Here is a 16,877-nt window from a genome sequence, read left to right on the forward strand (position 1 = left end):
CTGACGAAGACCGACCCGGGCGCCGTGGCCGCGCCCACGAAGTCCGCCCCGGACACAGCGGCCGCCCCCGCCCCGACCCCCATCCCCACCGTCATCGCCGACCAAGTCGACATCGTCTACCGCGTCCACGGCGCCGCCACCTCCGGCCGCGGCGCCGCGACCGCCGCCCTCGGCCGCATCCTGCGCCGCCGCAAGGGCGGCGATGACGGCGCGGAACGCGGCGTACGCACGGTCCACGCCGTACGGAACGTCTCCTTCACCGCCTACCGCGGCGAGGCCATCGGCCTCATCGGCACCAACGGCTCGGGCAAGTCCACCCTGCTCAAGGCGGTCGCCGGACTCCTCCCCGTCGAGCGCGGGCACATCTACACCGACGGCCAGCCGTCCCTGCTCGGCGTCAACGCGGCCCTGATGAACGACCTCACCGGCGAGCGCAACGTCCATCTCGGCGGACTGGCCATGGGCATGTCCCGCGAACAGGTCCGCGAGCGCTACGAAGAGATCGTCGACTTCTCCGGGATCAACGACAAGGGCGACTTCATCTCGCTGCCGATGCGCACGTATTCGTCGGGCATGGCGGCCCGCCTCCGGTTCTCCATCGGCTCCGCCAAGGACCACGACGTACTCCTCATCGACGAGGCCCTGGCCACCGGCGACCGCTCCTTCCAGAAGCGCTCGGAGGCCCGCATCCGCGAACTCCGCGCACGCGCGGGCACGGTCTTCCTGGTCAGCCACAACAACAAGTCGATCCGCGACACCTGCGACCGCGTGCTGTGGCTGGAGCGCGGCGAGCTGCGGATGGACGGGCCGACGGCGGAGGTCATGCGGGAGTACGAGCGGTTCACTGCCCGCTGAAAGCACCCGCCGACAGTGCCCCTTTTGTCGCATCAATACGCAGATCCTTACACTATGGGAGCGTTGGGAGCGTTTACAGGGTTTACACCGAAGGGCAAGAGAGGCGGGCCGCGGGATGGCAGAGCTGAGCGTCGTCGTGTACGGCCGCAATGTGCAGGGGCACCTCCCCGAGGCCCTGGAGGAGCTGGCGGATGCCGCCCCCGCGGTCGAGGTGGTCCTCGCGGCCGTCGGCGCGTCCGCCCAGGAGGCCGCAGCCCGCCACCCGTACGTGACGGTGGTCCCGCTGCCCGACGGCACCCCGGACGCGGCGGCCCGCGCGGCGAGCGCGGCGCGGGCCACGGGCCGGTGGCTGCAGTTCGTGCACAGCAAGGACGGCGTGCCCGCGCTCGCGGCCCGCGCGGTCGCGGAGCGGGCGGCGGCGCTCGACGACACCGTGGACGTGCTGCTCACCGATCACGTCCGCTCCACCTGGCGGCACTCGCGCATGCCGAGCCCCGACGGCCGGTTCCTGGCCAAGCCGGGGCGGCGGGACGTGCCGCCGGCGGACTGCCCGGATCTGCTGAGGGTGACGCCGCTGCTGGGGACGCGTGTCGTACGGAGGGCCTTCTGGCAGGCGTACGAGAGTGAGCGGGCGCCGTCGGACCAAGTCGCCGCCGACGACGAGCTGTTCACGGCGTACGCCCTGCTCCTGACCGCCGGTCGCATCGCCACGCACGACCAAGTCGCGTTCGAAGACCGGCAGTTGCGGGCGGAGAGCCTGCCGCCGGTGACGGCGGACGACCGCTTCGCGCTCCTGGAGACGTACGAGCGGCTGCTGAACCTGGCGGCCGACCGGGACGGCGGCCCCGGCCCGAGCGCCGTGCTGTACGCGGCGATGGTGAGCGCGAGCCTGCGGATCGTCGCCCGTGACAGGCTGCCCGAACCGGCGGCGCGAGAGTTCTTCCGGCGGGCCTCGCACGCGGCGGTCGCGCACCGCCCGCCCGGGTACCGGCACCCCGGCGGCCTGGAGGGCGTGCGCCGCCGCCTCCTGGAGGAGGACGCGTACGCGAAGTACCGCACGTTCCAGGCGGTCAACCAGCGGCGCCGGAAGGTGCGTTCGGCGGTCGGGGCGGGGCGCGCGGCGGTCGGCAGGAAGGTCCGGGGCGCGCGCTACCACCAGGACCTGCGCCGCCCGATCGACTCCAACCTGGCCGTGTTCTCCGCCTACTGGGACCGGGGCGTCGCCTGCAACCCGGCGGCGATCGCCGCGAAGCTCGCCGAACTCGCCCCGCACATCCACCCGGTGTGGGTGGTCGCGGCCGAGAACGTACCGCTGCTGCCGCCAGGCACGGACCACGTGGTCCCCGGCACACGCCGCTACTCACGCGTCCTGGCAACGGCCAAATACCTGGTGAACAACGCCAACTTCCCCAACGCGGTCGTGAAACGGCCCGACGCCGTGCACGTACAGACCCACCACGGCACGCCCCTCAAGCGCATGGGCCTGGACCAGCTCGACTACCCGGCGGCGGCGAAGGGCCTGAACTTCCACGACCTGCTCGCGCGCGTGGACCGCTGGGACTACAGCGTCTCGTCCAACAGCCACTCCACGCAGATGTGGCAGCGCGCCTACCAGTCGCGGTACGTGGAGCTGGACTACGGCTACCCGCGCAACGACGTGTACTACTCGGCGACGGCGGCGGACGTGCGGGCGGTCCGCGAACGCCTCGGTATCGCGCCCGGGAAGCGGGCCCTCCTCTACGCCCCCACGCACCGCGACTACGAGGCCACGTGGACCCCGCGCCTCGACCTCGCGACCCTCGCCGACCGCCTCGGCGACGACACCGTGCTCCTCGTGCGCGGCCACTACTTCTACGGCGGGACGGTGACCCCGCTGGCCGGCCTGCGCCGGGCCGGGCGCGTCATCGACGTATCGACGTACGACCCCGTCGAGGACCTGGCACTCGCCGCCGACGCCCTGATCACGGACTACTCGTCCATCATGTTCGACTACGCCAATCTGGACCGCCCCATCGTCATCTACGCCGACGACTGGGAGACGTACGCGAAGACGCGCGGCGTGTACTTCGACCTGCTGGCGGAGCCACCGGGCCAAGTGGCGCGCACCCAGGAGGAATTGACGCGCATTCTCACCTCCGACGCCTGGCGGGACGAGACGGCGGCGAAGGCGCGGGCGGGGTTCCGGCGGCGCTTCTGCGAGTTCGACGACGGGCGGGCGGCGGAGCGGGTGGTGCGGCGGGTGTTCCTGGGGGAGAGCGAATCGTCACTGCCGCCGATCACACCCGTGGACGAACGGACCCCGGCCCCGGCCCCGGCCCCGGCCTCGGCCTCGGCCTCGGAGGAGGCGACCCCATGACCACCACACCGGACGCACCCGACGTAACCATCACCGTCATCGTCTACAACGACGCCGAACGCCTCCCGCGCGCGGTGGCATCGCTCCTCCGCCAGACGCACCCGAACATCGAGATCGTCATCAGCGACGACCACTCGACGGACGGGACGCCGCGCGTGGCAAGGGAGTTGGCGGCACGGGACGACCGGATCACGTACCTCCGCCTCCCTCAGAACAGCGGCGGCTGCAGCGCCCCCCGGAACCGGGCGATCGACATCGCGCGCGCACCGTTCCTGATGTTCCTGGACAGCGACGACGAACTCCCGGAGCGGGCGGTGGAGTTGATCCTGTCCGCGCACGCCGAGACGGAGGTCGACTTCGTGATGGGCGCGGTGGAACGAGTACGGGTGGACACCGGCCGTACGTCGACGTGGATGCCGCACCTGGTCGCGGAGCGCCGCACGGTGGCGGGCATCGAGGCGGAACCGGGCCTGTTCTTCGAGCACTTGTCGACGAGCAAGATGTACCGCAAGTCCTTCCTGGACCGAAACAACCTCCGCTTCCCCGAGGGAATCCACTACGAGGACCAGCTCTTCTCGGCGCAGGCGTACTGCCTGGCGAAGGCGTTCACCGTCATCCCGGAGCCGGTGTACCGCTGGTACATAGAGCCGTACGGCGCGGCGGAGGCGGCGTCGATCTCCAACCAGCGCCACAAGCTGAGCAATGTGCGGGACCGGGTGTACGTGCAGGGCCTGATCGACGCGTTCTTGGTGGACAGCGGGCATGCGGGCGTCCGCGAGGCCAAGGACTACAAATTCCTCAAGCACGACTTCCGGATGTACGCGGGCGACCTCCCCTTCCGCGACGACGACTGGCTGCGCGGCTTCGCGACGATCGTGAACCCGTACCTGGCGGGCCTCGCCCCGGGCGCGTACGAGCGCCTGCCGCGCGCGGAGCGCGTAGTCCTCCAGCTCGTACGGGACGGACGCCTCGCGGACGCGCAGGTGGCGGCCCGGGGTCTCGGCCACGGGGTCGGCCCGCGCGAAACATCGCTGGACGCGGAAGGCCGACGCCTCTACTGGGGCGGAACCGTCCCCGACTCCCCCGCCGCCCGCCGCGAGCTCGACCTGACCGAACTGGGCCTGGACTCACGGCCGTTCCCCGGCGCGCAGTTCCGCCACGAGATCACGCGTCTCGACCGGTCGCCGGAGGGCGCGGGCCTCACCCTCCGCATCCGGACGTACGACCCCGGGCTTCGTCTCCCCGTGGGCCCCCAGGTGGCAAGCCTGGTCGTGGCCCCCGGCCGCCGCCGCATGACGACCCGCTTCCGCCTGGACCCGGTCCGCCCCGGCGTATTCGAGGGCGAAGTCACCCTGGACCTGACCCAGGCCCGCCTCCCCGCGGACGGCTTCTCCGGCACGCGCCACCCCTTGATCCAGCTCACGGAGGGCCACCTCCGCAACAGCGGCCTGCTCCTGGCCCCCCTGTCCTTCCCCCACCTGAAGGCCCGCGTCCCGTACCGCTCGGGCACGGCCCCTCACATGGTGACGGCGGAGCCGGAGGGCCGGGGCGCGGGCCGCCTCCAGCTCCGGTGGGCGCCCGTGGGGGTGCTGGCGCATGTGGTGCGGCCGGTGGTACGGCGCGTGGTGGGAGCCCGCGTGCGGCGGTCGGCCCGCTTGGCGGCGAGCGTGTTCCGCTGACCCGACGCCCCGGGCGGGCGCACCCCTCCCCCGCCACCCCACCCGGCGCACGGCCAACCGCACCCCCGACGTCATCCACCCCCACCCCAGGGCTTCAACTCTTCGTACGCCTCCCCCAGCTCCACGGCCTCCGGCAACCCCCGCCCCTCGACCACCCGGACAATCTCCAGAGCCCGCCAGTGATTCGCGGGCAGCAGGCGCCCGGACGCGATCGCCCGCCGCGCGGCATCGCATGCCTCGTCGAGCCGGTCGCAGGACAGGAGGGTCAGGGCGAGGTCGATGTGGGCGGAGACGGCGCGGCGCGGCCAGGACGTGGCGTCGCCGCCCAGGTCGAACTGTGCGATCACCTCGCGGGCGGGCTGCTCCGCGGCGGCGTCGCCCATCCACGCCAGGGTCGTGGCGGTGTACGACGTGGCCTTGGCGGGGTCGTACTGGTAGTGGTGCTCCGGCTGGGCCCGCAGCACCATCGTGGTGGCGAGGTGCTGCACGCGCTCGATGGCGGCGTACGCCTCCCGCCGCTGCCCGAGGCGTGCGCGTGCCCGCCCCTCCTGGGCGGTCGCCTGAAGTTCCGCTGACCCGCCGCGCGGGGCGACGTACTGGGCCGCCCGGGACAGTTCCACGGCGCGCGGGTAGTCACCGGTGGTGAGCGCCCGCCAGGCCTCCGTCTCGTACGTCCACGCGTGGATCTCGTGGTGCTCGGCGTGCTGGGCCAGCGAAGCGGCCGTCGTGAGCCGCGCCGCCGCCGCTCGGCTCTGCCTGAGGTCGACATGCAGGGTCGCGGCGAGCAGCGAGAGCCAGCCGCCCAGGACGATGAGGCGCCGGTGTTCGCTCAGCGTCTTGCGGTCGTCCAGCAACTTGGTGACGTACCCGAGGTGTTGGCGTACGTCGCGCAGGAGCTCGGGAGGCGACGCCGTCTGATAGCGGACCGCGAACTGGTCGAAGGCGCTCTCCAGCCGGTCGAGGGTCTCGGCGCCGACGTCGCTGGCCCGAACGCGCCGCGCCAGTTCGACCGCTTCGAGGTCGTCACCCGCACCGTCCCCCGCGGCAGCGGCAGCGGCCACGGCCACCTCCGCGTTCGCGGCCAGCAGCGCCCCCTCGGCCCCGGTCAGCCTGTCCAGGCCACGCCTCAGGTTCTCGGACGGCCGCTGCTTCCCTTTCAGGACCCGGGACAGATACGACACGTCGTAGTTCAACGCGCGCGCGGCCTGGCGCATGGAGATGCCCTGGTCCGCCAGGGCATCGCGGGCACGGGAGGCGAAGTCGGTCACGGGGCGCTCCGGACAGTTGTCGACCGTTGACTCCGAGTTTAGTCAACGGCCGGTCCACTGGGCCGGGTTGGCCGGGATCGCGAACCATCGGCATGGCAGGCCGCACAGGCCTGGCCCCAGCCGCCCGGCAACCGACAGGAGCGAGCACCACATGCCCGAACCCATGCCCATGCCCTCACCCGAACCCACGACCGGAACCCCGAACACCACCTCCCCCACCCCCGGCATGACCCTCCGCGTCTACACCGTCAACCGCGACGGCACCGTCACCCAAGACACCGGCACCCGCCGCGTCACCCCCAACGGCGGCACCCCGCCCCTGAGTTCACGCCCACCCCTGTGCACATGCTCCCGCTGCCCGGGGTACCCGGCGACCCCCTGACCCCGCTCAGTACGTGCGGACCCCCGCCTGCGCAGCAGCGACACCGCCCCGCGCAGGGCGGCCCACCTCGGCCACGCCCACCGAGGCCTCCAGCGCAAGCTCCCGCACAACAGCCATATCGCTGAACGGCACCAACCGCCCCCGCACAGTCTGATGCGGCTCACTCCCCTTGCCCGCGATGAGGACCGTGTCGCGGGGCCCCGCCGCCGACAGTGCGAAGGCGATCGCCTCGCGGCGGTCGGCGAGGCGCTCGAAGGGGGTGCCGGTCGCGGTGAGGCCGGGTGTGATCTCGTCGAGGATGGCCTCGGGGTCCTCGTCGCGGGGGTTGTCCGAGGTGAGGACGCACAGGTCGGAGTGGGTCCCGGCGATCCTGCCCATGTCGGCGCGCTTCGTGGTGTCCCGGTCACCGCCGCAGCCGAAGACCGTGATGACGCGGCCGCGCGCGTAACCGCGGATGGTGGTCAGGACCTTGTCCAGGGAGTCGGGCGAATGGGCGTAGTCCACGATGACGGAGGTGCCGTCGGGGGTCTCGAAGCGTTCGAACCGGCCGGGGACGGGCGGCATTTGGGCGAGCGCGGCGATGAGGGCGTCCAGGTCGTGTCCCAGGACGTGGCAGGAGGCCAGCGCGGCAAGGGCGTTGGCGACCGAGTACCGGCCGGGGAAGGGGATGGCCGCCGGATACGCGTGCCCACCGTGCCGGAGGGTGAACCGCGTCCCCGTGGCGCTCACCGCGAGATCCGTCGCCCGGTAGTCCGCCGGTACGTCGAGTGCGTACGTGGTCACCGCCCCCGGCATCATCGCCGCGATCCCGACCCCCACGGGGTCGTCCGCGTTGACCACCGCGTACCGGCAAAGGCCCTGGAAGAGCCGGAGTTTGGCGTCCCGGTAGTCGGCCATCGTGCCGTGGTCGTCGAGATGGTCCTGCGTGAGGTTGGTGAACACGCCGACGTCGATGAACGTCCGGTCCACCCGGTGGGTGAGCAGAGCCATCGAGGTGGCCTCCAGGACCACGCTGCCGGTCGCACGGTCCCGCATGTGGCCAAGGAGGTACTGCAGGTCGGGCGACTCGGGAGTGGTGAGCACCGAATGCGGCATGGGGATCAGTTCGTCGCCGATGCGGCTGCCGGCCGTCCCGATGACTCCCACCTTCGCGCCCGCGGAGATCCGCAGTACGGCTTCGACCATGTACGAGACCGACGTCTTGCCGTTGGTCCCGGTGATCGCCACCATGTCCATCCACCGGCCCGGCTCACCGACGTACTGCGAGGCCACGACCGCGGCCGCCCGTCGGGTGTCGGGCACCCGCACGGTGCACCTGCTCGCGGCCGCCGAAAGCACGGGAAGGGCCGGATCCGGCCCTTCGACGATCACAGCGGCGGCGCCACGCGCGAACGCGGCCGCCACGGAGCCCGGCCCGCCCTCCCGGTGTCCGGGCACGGCGATGAAGACAGAACCGGGCGTGACCCGGTCGACGTCGAAGGTCGCACCCGCCGTGACCTCGGTCCTGCCCGGGTCACCCTCAAGTACCTGATGTTCCTGTCCGGCCAGCAGCTCGCTCAGCTTCACAGTGATCCCTTCGAGGTGGCCCGGCCCGGTCGTGCGGTCGGAGCCAGGTGGCAGCACCGGCGGAGGCCGGCAAGCTGGTGTGGCGACATGGGCGGAGCGGGAAGGGAGTTCGCCCGGCGAGGAGGGGCGAAGCGGCTCTCGGCCCAGGAAACGTCCCGGGAGGTACCGGGAGGGGGCCCGGCGCGCGGCGTGGAGAAGCGGCGAGCCGGTGCGACGTGCGGCGCTAACCGTGCCCGTGGAGTGCGATACGCCAGATCCGAGGTGTCTCGACGTCAACGGCGAAAGCCGGATCGACGACGACGGCCGGATCGATGACGACGGGGATCGGGCGCAGTTCTGAGGCCGCCCTGTGCGGGCACTGCCTCATAGAACCCATGCGACCCATGAGCCCGAGTGTACGGCCGTTCCGGCGACCCTCGGTCCAGATCTTGCCGCAGCCGGGGGCCTCAGCCGGGGCCACCTCACCCCACCACCCGGTACAGCCCAAGCCCCCGCGGCCCCGTCCCCACCTTCCGCAGCGCGGGATCGTCCGCCCGCAGCCCGCCGTCCCCGGGATACGCCACGACCCACCGCACCCCGTACCGCCGCAGCACCTCCACCCGCTCGGCCCGGGGCGTGCCCGGCGCGAAGTACCGGCGCACGGCGTCCTCGCGCGCGACTTCGTCCGGGAGGAAGAAGTCGGGGTAGCCGGGGGCCACCGTGTACGCCCCGTACGCAGGGATCTGCCGCGCGGGGAACGTCTTCGCCATCACGACGTCCCCGTACCGCACCCACGGGGTGATCCACCGGTAGCCGGGCCACGGCGGCTCGTACTTCGCGGCGAGAGGGGAGGGCAGCGCGTCCTTCGGGAGTACGTAGCCCAGCGTCCCGGCCTGGGTCCACGCGCCGAAGGCGAGGGCGACGGCCAGAACCCCGGCGAACACCCGCCGAAGACGGTCCCCGCACACCACCCCGGCCACCACCCCTGCCCCCTCCACCGCCGCCGCGACCTGCGCCGGAATCAGCGCCGCGGGCAGCACCCGCCCCCAGGAGTAATGACCGCTCAGGCCCCCGGCCACAAACACCACCGCGCCGAGCGCGAAGAACAGCACCAGCGGATCACGCCGGTCCCGCCGGAAGCGGACAGCCAGCGCGGCCACGCCCAGCAGGGCAAGGCCGAAGCGGCCGGGCAGGTCCCGGTACAGCGCGCGGTGGATCTGCTCCAGGTCCGCGCCCGCGCCGAAGAGCTCGAAGAAGGGGTAGTACGGCCAGACGGCGAGCACCACGAGGCCCAGGGCGAGACCGGCGGCCAGGCGCAGCAGAACCGCGCGCGAAGGCCACGGCCGGGCCCCGAGCAGCATCGCCAGCGCGCCCAGCGAGGCGACGACACCGGTGAACTGGTGGGTGAGGAGTACCACGGCCCACAGCGCCCCGAGGCCGAGGAACACCAGCCACCCAGACCCCGCCCGCAGAGCCTTCCGCAGCCACGCCCACAGATGAAACGAAAGCCCCAGCGCGCACGTACTCGGATAAGAAACCGTCAGCGCAAGGGAGTTGAGCCCGAGAAAGCCGCTCCACTCGAACGGCACCGGCCCCCACAGGAACAGCACACACAGCACGGCAAGGGGCGGAGTGGCCCGGCACTCCGTCAACGTACGGACGAAGTGCCAGATCCCGGAGAGCAGGAGTACGAGACCGACGACGGCCGCGAGCCGCAGCACCCCGAAGGCGCCCACCCCTGTCGCCTTGGCGACGCAGCCGAGGAGGACCGTCCACGGGGAGTAGTAGGGGCTGGGTACGTCGGCGTCGACCAGCGGATCGCCGGGGTGGAGCGGGTCGTGGCGGAGGCGTTCGATCGTCGCCGCGTGGATGCCCAGGTCACCGACCCAGGGCAGGCGGACGACGACGGCGAGGAGGAGGGCGGCGACGGCGCCCGCCACCGCCCGGAGTCCCCACACCCAGCGGGACGGGCTACGCCCGCCGGGCGTCATGCCGGACGTCGTCCAAGCCCCCGTGGTGGGACCGGTGCTGGAACACCCACGTCCGGTACACCAGGAACCGGAACGCGGACGCCAGCACGATGGACTGCGCCTTCGCGACGTTGGAGCCGAGCGGCCCGCTGAGGCCCGCCCCGTGGTACGCGGCGTAGAACAGCAGGCTCTCCATGACCACGCCGATGCCGCTGAAGACGAAGAAGAGGGCGATCTGCCGCTTGGTGCGGGACGCGCGGTCCCGGTACGCGAAGAAGCGGAAACCGAGGTAGTTGGTACCCATGGCGACGCAGCTCGCCAGGACCGTGGCGGTCATGGGGGCCGAACTCAGGCCGTGCAGAAGGAGGTTGAAGACGACCAGGTTGACGGCCACCCCGCTGCCGCCGACGACGCCGAACTTGGCCAGCTCCAGGCACAGCCGGCGCAGCCGCGCCAGGCTGAGCCGCGGGGCGGGGGCGGGGGCGGGACCGGCGACACCGGCGGTCGCGGCGGGCACCTCGTGCAGCGTGCTCGTCATGCGGAGGACCCCGAACCGGGCCCGGACCCCTGCCTGGGCCCACCCCGCATCCGCAGCTTCCACGGCATCACGACCGACTCCAGCTGCACCATCAGATTCATCTTCGACTCACCGACCGTGCGGTCCTCGAAGTGGATCGGGACCTCCACGACGTCGAAGCCGAGCCGCACGGCCCGGTACTTCATCTCGACCTGGAAGCTGTATCCCGCGCTGTCGACGGATCCGAGGTCGACCGCGCGCACGGCGTCGGCCCGCCACAGGTTGAAGCCGCCGGTGATGTCGCGGACGCGGGTGCCGAGGATGGTGCCCGCGTAGGCGTTGGCCCAGCGGGACAGGAGCTTGCGGTGGGCGCCCCAGGCGTCGGAGAGGGTGCCGCCCTGGACGTACCGGCTGCCGACGACGACTCCGGCGTCCGTGGCGAGCGCGACGCCGAGCAGCTCGGCGACCTTCTCCACGGGATGGCTCCCGTCGGCGTCCATCTGCAGGACGTAGTGCGCGCCGTCCTCGACGGCCTTGGCCATCCCGGCCGCGTAGGCCCGGCCGAGGCCGTCCTTCTCGGTGCGGTGCAGCACGTTCATGCGGCGGCGGCCGTACGTCTCCTCGTGCCGCCGCGCGCGGTCCTCGGCGAGGTCGCCGGTGCCGTCGGGGCTGGAGTCGTCGACGACGAGCAGGCTGAGGCCGGGCAGCGGCAGCGCCATCAGCGCGTCGGCCATGCCGGGCAGGTTCCCCGCCTCGTTGTACGTGGGCATGACGACGGTCAGCGGTGTGGCGGCCCACTCCTCGGGCAGCCGTCCGGCACCGAGCACCCGGACCGCGCGCTCCGCTGCGTCCAACGGACTTGCTTCTGTCATCGGCTTACCCTGCTCCCTCCGGGATCCATCCGTCAGACAATCTCATCTACCGTAGCCCAAATGCCGGAATTAACGGCATATGGCACCGCTCGTCACCCGTTCCGCAGACTGCGAGTGCCCCCCGGTCGCGCCCGAACGCACGTCGAGAACGCCGACGGGGGCGCCCCGCACCACACGGTGCGGGGCGCCCCCGGGCGACGTACGACCTACGAATGCGTGCGCAGCAGCGTCCGCATCGTCCGCATGGCCACCGACAGGTTGGCCAGGTCGAAGGCGTCGGAGCCCTGGATCTCCTCCAGGGTGGTCCGGGCCCGGCCCAGGATCGCCGCGTTCTTCTCCTCCCACGCCTTGAAGCGCTGCTCCGGCGTGGACGTGCCGTTGCCGACGGCCAGCACGTCGGCGGTCAGCGCGGAGTGCGCCGCGTACAGGTCCTCGCGGATGGAGGCGCGGGCCATCGACTGCCAGCGGTCGGACCGCGGCAGCTCGATGATCCGGTCCATGAGCTGGGTGATCCGCAGCCGGTCGGCGAGGTCGTAGTAGATCTCGGCGACGGCCAGCGGCTCCTTGCCCATGCGGTCGGCGACGGCCACGATGTCGAGCGACGGGAAGGCCGAGGAGAACCCGGCGACCCGCTGGGCCAGCTCGTCCGGGACACCGGCCGAGGTCAGCTCCTCGCGGATGTTCTCGTACCACTCCAGGTCCGAGCCGCGCATCAGCTTCGGCAGCTCGGTCCACACCTGGGCGACGCCCTCGCGGAAGAAGTCGACGGTCTCGGCGAGCTGCAGCGGCTGCGGCCGGTTGTTGAGCAGCCAGCGCGTGCCACGCTCGACGAGCCGGCGGCAGTGCAGCCGCACCCGCGTCTGCACGTCGGCGGCCACGGCGCTGTCAAGCGCCTCCACGGCGTCCCAGACCTCGCCGAGCCCGAAGATCGCGCGGGCGCAGAGCTGTGCGCGCACGATCTCCTCGAGGGACGCGCCGGTCTCCTCGCGCAGCCGGTGCAGGAAGGTCGAGCCACCGCTGTTGACGGTGTCGTTGACCAGGATGGTCGTGACGATCTCGCGGCGCAGCGCGTGCCCGTCGACCTGCTCGGGGAACTTCTCGCGCAGCGCCTTCGGGAAGTACGCGTGCAGCAGGCGCCGCAGGTAGTCGTCGTCCGGCAGCGTCGTGTGGATCAGCTCGTCCGCGGCCACGATCTTCGTGTACGCGAGGAGGACCGCGAGCTCGGGCTGCGAGAGGCCGCGGCCGGAGTTGAGCAGCTCGCGGATCTGCCGGTCGGTGGGCAGGAACTCCAGGCCCCGGTCGAGCTGGCCCTCGCGGCCCAGGCGGCGCATGAAGCGCTGGTGGGCGTGGAGCAGCGAGGGCGACTCGAAGACGGAGTTGGCGAGCGCGGTGTTCTGCGCGTAGTTGTTGCGGAGCACCAACTGGCCGACCTCGTCGGTCATTTCGGCGAGCAGCTTGTTGCGCTGCTTGACCGTCATGTCCCCGGCCTGCACCACGGCGTTCAGCAGGATCTTGATGTTCACCTCGTGGTCGGAGGTGTCCACGCCCGCGCTGTTGTCGATGGCGTCGGTGTTGATACGGCCGCCCGCACGCGCGAACTCGATGCGGCCGAGCTGGGTCAGGCCCAGGTTGCCGCCCTCGCCGACGACCTTCACGCGCAGGTCGGCGCCGTCGACGCGGATGGCGTCGTTGGCCTTGTCGCCGACGTCCGCGTGCGACTCGGCGCCCGCCTTCACGTACGTACCGATGCCGCCGTTCCACAGCAGGTCGACCGGCGCCTTGAGGATGGCCTGCATCAGGTCGGCCGGGGTCATCTTGGCGCCGCCGGTCTCGATGCCGAGGGCCTGGCGGATGTGGGCGTTGAGCTGGATCGCCTTGGCGGAGCGGGGGAAGATCCCGCCGCCCGAGGAGAGCAGCTCCTTGTTGTAGTCGGCCCAGCTGGAGCGCGGCAGCTCGAAGAGGCGGCGGCGCTCGGCGTAGGACGTGGCCGCGTCCGGGTTCGGGTCGATGAAGATGTGCCGGTGGTCGAAGGCGGCGACCAGACGGATGTGCTCGGAGAGCAGCATGCCGTTGCCGAACACGTCACCGGACATGTCGCCGACGCCGACGACCGTGAAGTCCTCGGTCTGGGTGTTCACGCCCAGCTCGCGGAAGTGCCGCTTCACGGACTCCCAGGCGCCGCGCGCGGTGATGCCCATGCCCTTGTGGTCGTAGCCCGCGGAGCCGCCGGAGGCGAAGGCGTCACCGAGCCAGAAGTTGTACGACTCGGCGACCTCGTTGGCGATGTCGGAGAACGTCGCCGTGCCCTTGTCGGCGGCGACCACCAGGTAGGTGTCGTCCTCGTCGTGGCGCACGACGTCCGCCGGGGGCACGACCTCGCCCGCGACCAGGTTGTCGGTGATGTCGAGCAGCGCCGAGATGAACGTCTTGTAGCAGGCGACGCCCTCCGCCAGCCACGCGTCGCGGTCCACGGACGGGTCGGGCAGCTGCTTGGCGACGAAGCCGCCCTTCGCGCCGACCGGCACGATGACGGTGTTCTTCACCATCTGCGCCTTCACCAGGCCGAGGATCTCCGTACGGAAGTCCTCACGCCGGTCGGACCAGCGAAGCCCGCCGCGCGCGACCTTCCCGAAGCGCAGGTGGACGCCCTCGACGCGGGGCGAGTACACCCAGATCTCGTACGCGGGACGAGGCGCCGGCAGGTCCGGGATGGCCTGCGGGTCGAACTTCATCGAGACGTACGAGTGCGGCTTGCCGCCCGCGGCCTCCTGGAAGAAGTTGGTGCGCAGCGTCGCCTTGATGACGGTGAGGAAGGAGCGCAGGATGCGGTCCTCGTCGAGCGAGGCCACCTGGTCGAGCGCGCCGTCGAGCTCTTCGAGGAGCCCGTCGGTCAGCTCGGTGCCCGCGCGCTGGCGGTCCGGGGACATCCGGGCCTCGAAGAGACTCACCAGGAGCCGCGTGGTGTGGACGTTGTTGCGGAGGGTGTCCTCCATGTAGTCCTGGCTGAAGGTGGAGCCCGCCTGGCGCAGGTACTTGGCGTACGCCCGCAGGACCATCGCCTGGCGCCAGTTCAGACCGGCGCGCAGGACCAGGGAGTTGAAGCCGTCGACCTCGGCCTCGCCGGTCCAGGCGGCGGCGAAGGCCTCCTGGAAGCGGGCCCGGCCGTCGTCGCCCAGGTAGTCGCCGTTGCCGTTCTGCGCCTTCGGCATGCGCAGGCCGAAGTCGTAGATCCAGGCGTTGGTGCGGTCGGAGCAGCGCAGTTCGTACGGCCGCTCGTCGGTGACCTCGACGCCCAGGCGCTGAAGGACGGGCAGCACGGCGGACAGGGAGATCTGCGCGCCGGAGCGGTAGATCTTGAAGCGGCGCTCGTCGGGGGCGGCGCCCACCGGCTCGTACAGGCTGAGCGCGAAGTCCTGGTGGCTCTGCTGGGAGAGCCGCTCCAGGTGGACGAGGTCGGCGACCGCGGCGCGCGGGGTGTGGTCGGCCTTGTAGCCCTCGGGGAAGGCGGCGCCGTAGCGGCGGAGCAGTTCCGCGGCGCGCTCCTCGCCGAGCTCGGCGGTCAGCGCCTCGCCGAAGCCGTCGGCCCAGGAGCGGGCGGCCTCGACCAGGCGGCCCTCGATGCGCTCGACGTCGGCGTCGGAGAGGTCGGGGACCTCGCCGCCCTTGGGGACGCGGACGACGAAGTGGATGCGGGAGAGGATCGACTCGGTGTTCCAGGCCGTGAAGTCGACGCTGGCGCCGTTCAGCTCCTCCTTGAGGATGTCGATGATCCGCAGCCGGACGCCGGTGGTGTAGCGGTCGCGCGGCAGGTAGACGAGCGCGGAGTAGTAGCGGCCGTACTCGTCCTTGCGCAGGTACAGACGCAGGCGGCGGCGTTCCTGGAGGTACAGCACGGACGTGACGATGGACCGCAGCTCGTCGGGCGGGGTCTGGAAGAGCTCGTCGCGCGGGTAGGTCTCCAGGATCTGGAGCAGGTCGCGGCCGTCGTGGCTGTTGGAGGTGAAGCCCGCGCCCTTGAGGACTTCCTGCACCTTGCGGCGGATGACCGGCACGCGGCGCACGGACTCGGTGTACGCGGCGGAGGAGAACAGGCCGAGGAAGCGGCGCTCGCCGACGACGTTGCCGTGCTCGTCGAACTTCTTCACGCCGACGTAGTCGAGGTAGCTGGGCCGGTGCACCGTGGAGCGGCTGTTGGCCTTGGTGAGGACGAGCAGCTTGTGCTCGCGGGCCTTGGCGCGGGCGTCGGCGGGCAGCCGGTTGAAGGACGGGCTGACCGGGTGGTGGTCGTCGCCGTCGGTGTGGTGCGGGTCGGCGCGCAGGATGCCGAGGCCGGTGCCGGGGACGGCGGCGAGGGAGTCGTCGTCCGTCAGGTCGTACTCGCGGTAGCCGAGGAAGGTGAAGTGGTCGGCGGCGAGCCAGCGGAGCAGCTCGCGGGCCTCCTCGACCTCCTGGTCGCGGACGTCGTCGGCGGTCGGCTCGGTCGGCAGCTCGTCGGCGATGCGCAGCGCGGAGTCGCGCATCTTCTCCCAGTCCTCGACCGTCTCGCGGACGTCGGACAGGATGCGCAGCAGGTCGGCGGTGATCTGCTTCAGGTCGGAGCGGTCGGTCTCGCGGTCGATCTCGACGTGGATCCACGACTCGGTGACTGCGTCGTGCGGGCGCTCGGAGCCGCTTGGGGTCTCGGGGAGTACTTCGAGGAGCTTGCCGGTGACGTCACGGCGGACCACGACCTGCGGGTGGATCACGACGTGGATGCCGCGTCCCTGCCGGGACAGCTCGTTGGTGACGGAGTCGACCAGGAACGGCATGTCGTCGGTCACGACCTCGACGACGGAGTGGCTGCAGGTCCAGCCGTTCTCCTCGACGGTCGGGGTGTGCACCCGGACGTTGGCCGTGCCCTGGGGGCGATTCTCGGCCAGTCGGTAGTGGGAGTAGGCGGCTCCGAAGACGTCGACCGGGTCGCGGTCGGACAGGTCCTCGGGGGCGGTGTGCAGGTAGTAGCGCTGGAGGAACGCGAGCACTTTCTGGGTGTCGGCCGGGCCCGCCGCCTTCTGTGCGCCGGCCCTCCCGCCGCCCTTGCTCCCGCCCGTGGACCCGGTCGGTGCTCCCGTTGGCAGGCGCCCCCCGACCGGGCTGTTCTCAGCTACCCGGGCCGCCCGCGCGAGCAGCTCGGCCTTGGCTTCGTCCAGCTTGGTCTGCATTGTCCTCTGACTCCTGTCGCGCGCCGTTGCGTGACGTAGAAGGAAGTGATGTGACGTAACGCCGCGACGCGGGGTCTCCGGTCCAAGTCGACGTTATGCCGCGATGAGCGGTGACCGGGCGGTAATCCGCCAATTCTGGCGAAATCATTGGCCGACCCAGGTGTCCGTGATGTCGACGATGTCCGCGACATCCGCTCCGGGAAAAGTCGTCAGCGTGGCGCCCGGCACGGTT

The 16,877-nt window shown here is 71.5% G+C and carries 10 protein-coding genes; 4 read left to right on the plus strand and 6 right to left on the minus strand.

Going from position 1 to position 16,877, the window contains the following annotated elements; translation table 11 throughout:
* Positions 1–24 precede the first annotated feature (24 nt).
* The 3 genes from IEY91_RS28640 (at position 25) to IEY91_RS28650 (ending at position 4,890) form a co-directional block, all read left to right on the plus strand.
* Entirely contained in the window at positions 25–855 is an 831-nt protein-coding gene (locus IEY91_RS28640) for an ABC transporter ATP-binding protein (protein WP_189176239.1), read from the plus strand.
* A 115-nt stretch (positions 856–970) separates the two neighbouring features.
* Positions 971–3,211, plus strand: coding sequence for a CDP-glycerol glycerophosphotransferase family protein (locus tag IEY91_RS28645; RefSeq protein ID WP_189176197.1), 2,241 nt, complete (start codon positions 971–973; stop codon positions 3,209–3,211).
* Positions 3,208–4,890 (plus strand): glycosyltransferase family 2 protein, encoded by a 1,683-nt coding sequence (locus tag IEY91_RS28650; protein WP_189176198.1) that lies wholly within the window; start codon positions 3,208–3,210, stop codon positions 4,888–4,890. The genes IEY91_RS28645 and IEY91_RS28650 overlap by 4 nt, the downstream gene beginning before the upstream one ends.
* 71 nt (positions 4,891–4,961) lie before the next feature.
* On the opposite strand, the gene IEY91_RS28655 is transcribed toward IEY91_RS28650, so the two are convergent.
* Positions 4,962–6,158, minus strand: a complete 1,197-nt coding sequence (locus tag IEY91_RS28655; protein WP_189176199.1) for a helix-turn-helix domain-containing protein — start codon at positions 6,156–6,158, stop codon at positions 4,962–4,964.
* Between the two features lie 151 nt (positions 6,159–6,309).
* Here IEY91_RS28655 and IEY91_RS28660 point away from each other — a divergent pair, with 151 nt between their 5' ends.
* Positions 6,310–6,540 carry a hypothetical protein gene (locus tag IEY91_RS28660; RefSeq protein ID WP_189176200.1) on the plus strand — a complete coding sequence of 77 codons (231 nt, stop codon included), beginning with the start codon at positions 6,310–6,312 and terminating at the stop codon, positions 6,538–6,540.
* A 6-nt stretch (positions 6,541–6,546) separates the two neighbouring features.
* On the opposite strand, the gene IEY91_RS28665 is transcribed toward IEY91_RS28660, so the two are convergent.
* From IEY91_RS28665 to IEY91_RS28685, 5 genes are all read right to left on the minus strand, one after another.
* Positions 6,547–8,106, minus strand: a complete 1,560-nt coding sequence (locus tag IEY91_RS28665; protein WP_189176201.1) for a UDP-N-acetylmuramoyl-L-alanyl-D-glutamate--2,6-diaminopimelate ligase — start codon at positions 8,104–8,106, stop codon at positions 6,547–6,549.
* Positions 8,107–8,567: 461 nt separating this feature from the next.
* Positions 8,568–10,076 (minus strand): putative glycosyltransferase family protein, encoded by a 1,509-nt coding sequence (locus IEY91_RS28670; RefSeq protein WP_373288033.1) that lies wholly within the window; start codon positions 10,074–10,076, stop codon positions 8,568–8,570.
* Positions 10,057–10,593, minus strand: a complete 537-nt coding sequence (locus IEY91_RS28675) for a GtrA family protein (protein ID WP_189176203.1) — start codon at positions 10,591–10,593, stop codon at positions 10,057–10,059. Before IEY91_RS28675 ends, IEY91_RS28670 begins: the two co-directional genes overlap by 20 nt.
* The gene (locus IEY91_RS28680; RefSeq protein ID WP_189176204.1) at positions 10,590–11,444 is read right to left on the minus strand and encodes a polyprenol monophosphomannose synthase; all 855 of its coding nucleotides are present in this window, start codon (positions 11,442–11,444) and stop codon (positions 10,590–10,592) included. Before IEY91_RS28680 ends, IEY91_RS28675 begins: the two co-directional genes overlap by 4 nt.
* Positions 11,445–11,650: 206 nt before the next feature.
* Positions 11,651–16,645, minus strand: a complete 4,995-nt coding sequence (locus tag IEY91_RS28685) for an NAD-glutamate dehydrogenase (RefSeq protein WP_189176205.1) — start codon at positions 16,643–16,645, stop codon at positions 11,651–11,653.
* Positions 16,646–16,877: the final 232 nt, after the last annotated feature.

This window comes from Streptomyces lasiicapitis, from assembly GCF_014646335.1.
Lineage (GTDB): Bacteria > Actinomycetota > Actinomycetes > Streptomycetales > Streptomycetaceae > Streptomyces > Streptomyces lasiicapitis.

Excerpts from the sequence above, each read along its gene's own strand:
- IEY91_RS28645 (WP_189176197.1), top strand. The coding sequence starts at position 971 with ATGGCAGAGCTGAGCGTCGTCGTGTACGGCCGCAATGTGCAGGGGCAC.
- IEY91_RS28650 (WP_189176198.1), top strand. The coding sequence starts at position 3,208 with ATGACCACCACACCGGACGCACCCGACGTAACCATCACCGTCATCGTC.
- IEY91_RS28660 (WP_189176200.1), top strand. The coding sequence starts at position 6,310 with ATGCCCGAACCCATGCCCATGCCCTCACCCGAACCCACGACCGGAACC.
- IEY91_RS28670 (WP_373288033.1), bottom strand. The coding sequence starts at position 10,076 with ATGACGCCCGGCGGGCGTAGCCCGTCCCGCTGGGTGTGGGGACTCCGG.
- IEY91_RS28675 (WP_189176203.1), bottom strand. The coding sequence starts at position 10,593 with ATGACGAGCACGCTGCACGAGGTGCCCGCCGCGACCGCCGGTGTCGCC.
- IEY91_RS28680 (WP_189176204.1), bottom strand. The coding sequence starts at position 11,444 with ATGACAGAAGCAAGTCCGTTGGACGCAGCGGAGCGCGCGGTCCGGGTG.
- IEY91_RS28685 (WP_189176205.1), bottom strand. The coding sequence starts at position 16,645 with ATGCAGACCAAGCTGGACGAAGCCAAGGCCGAGCTGCTCGCGCGGGCG.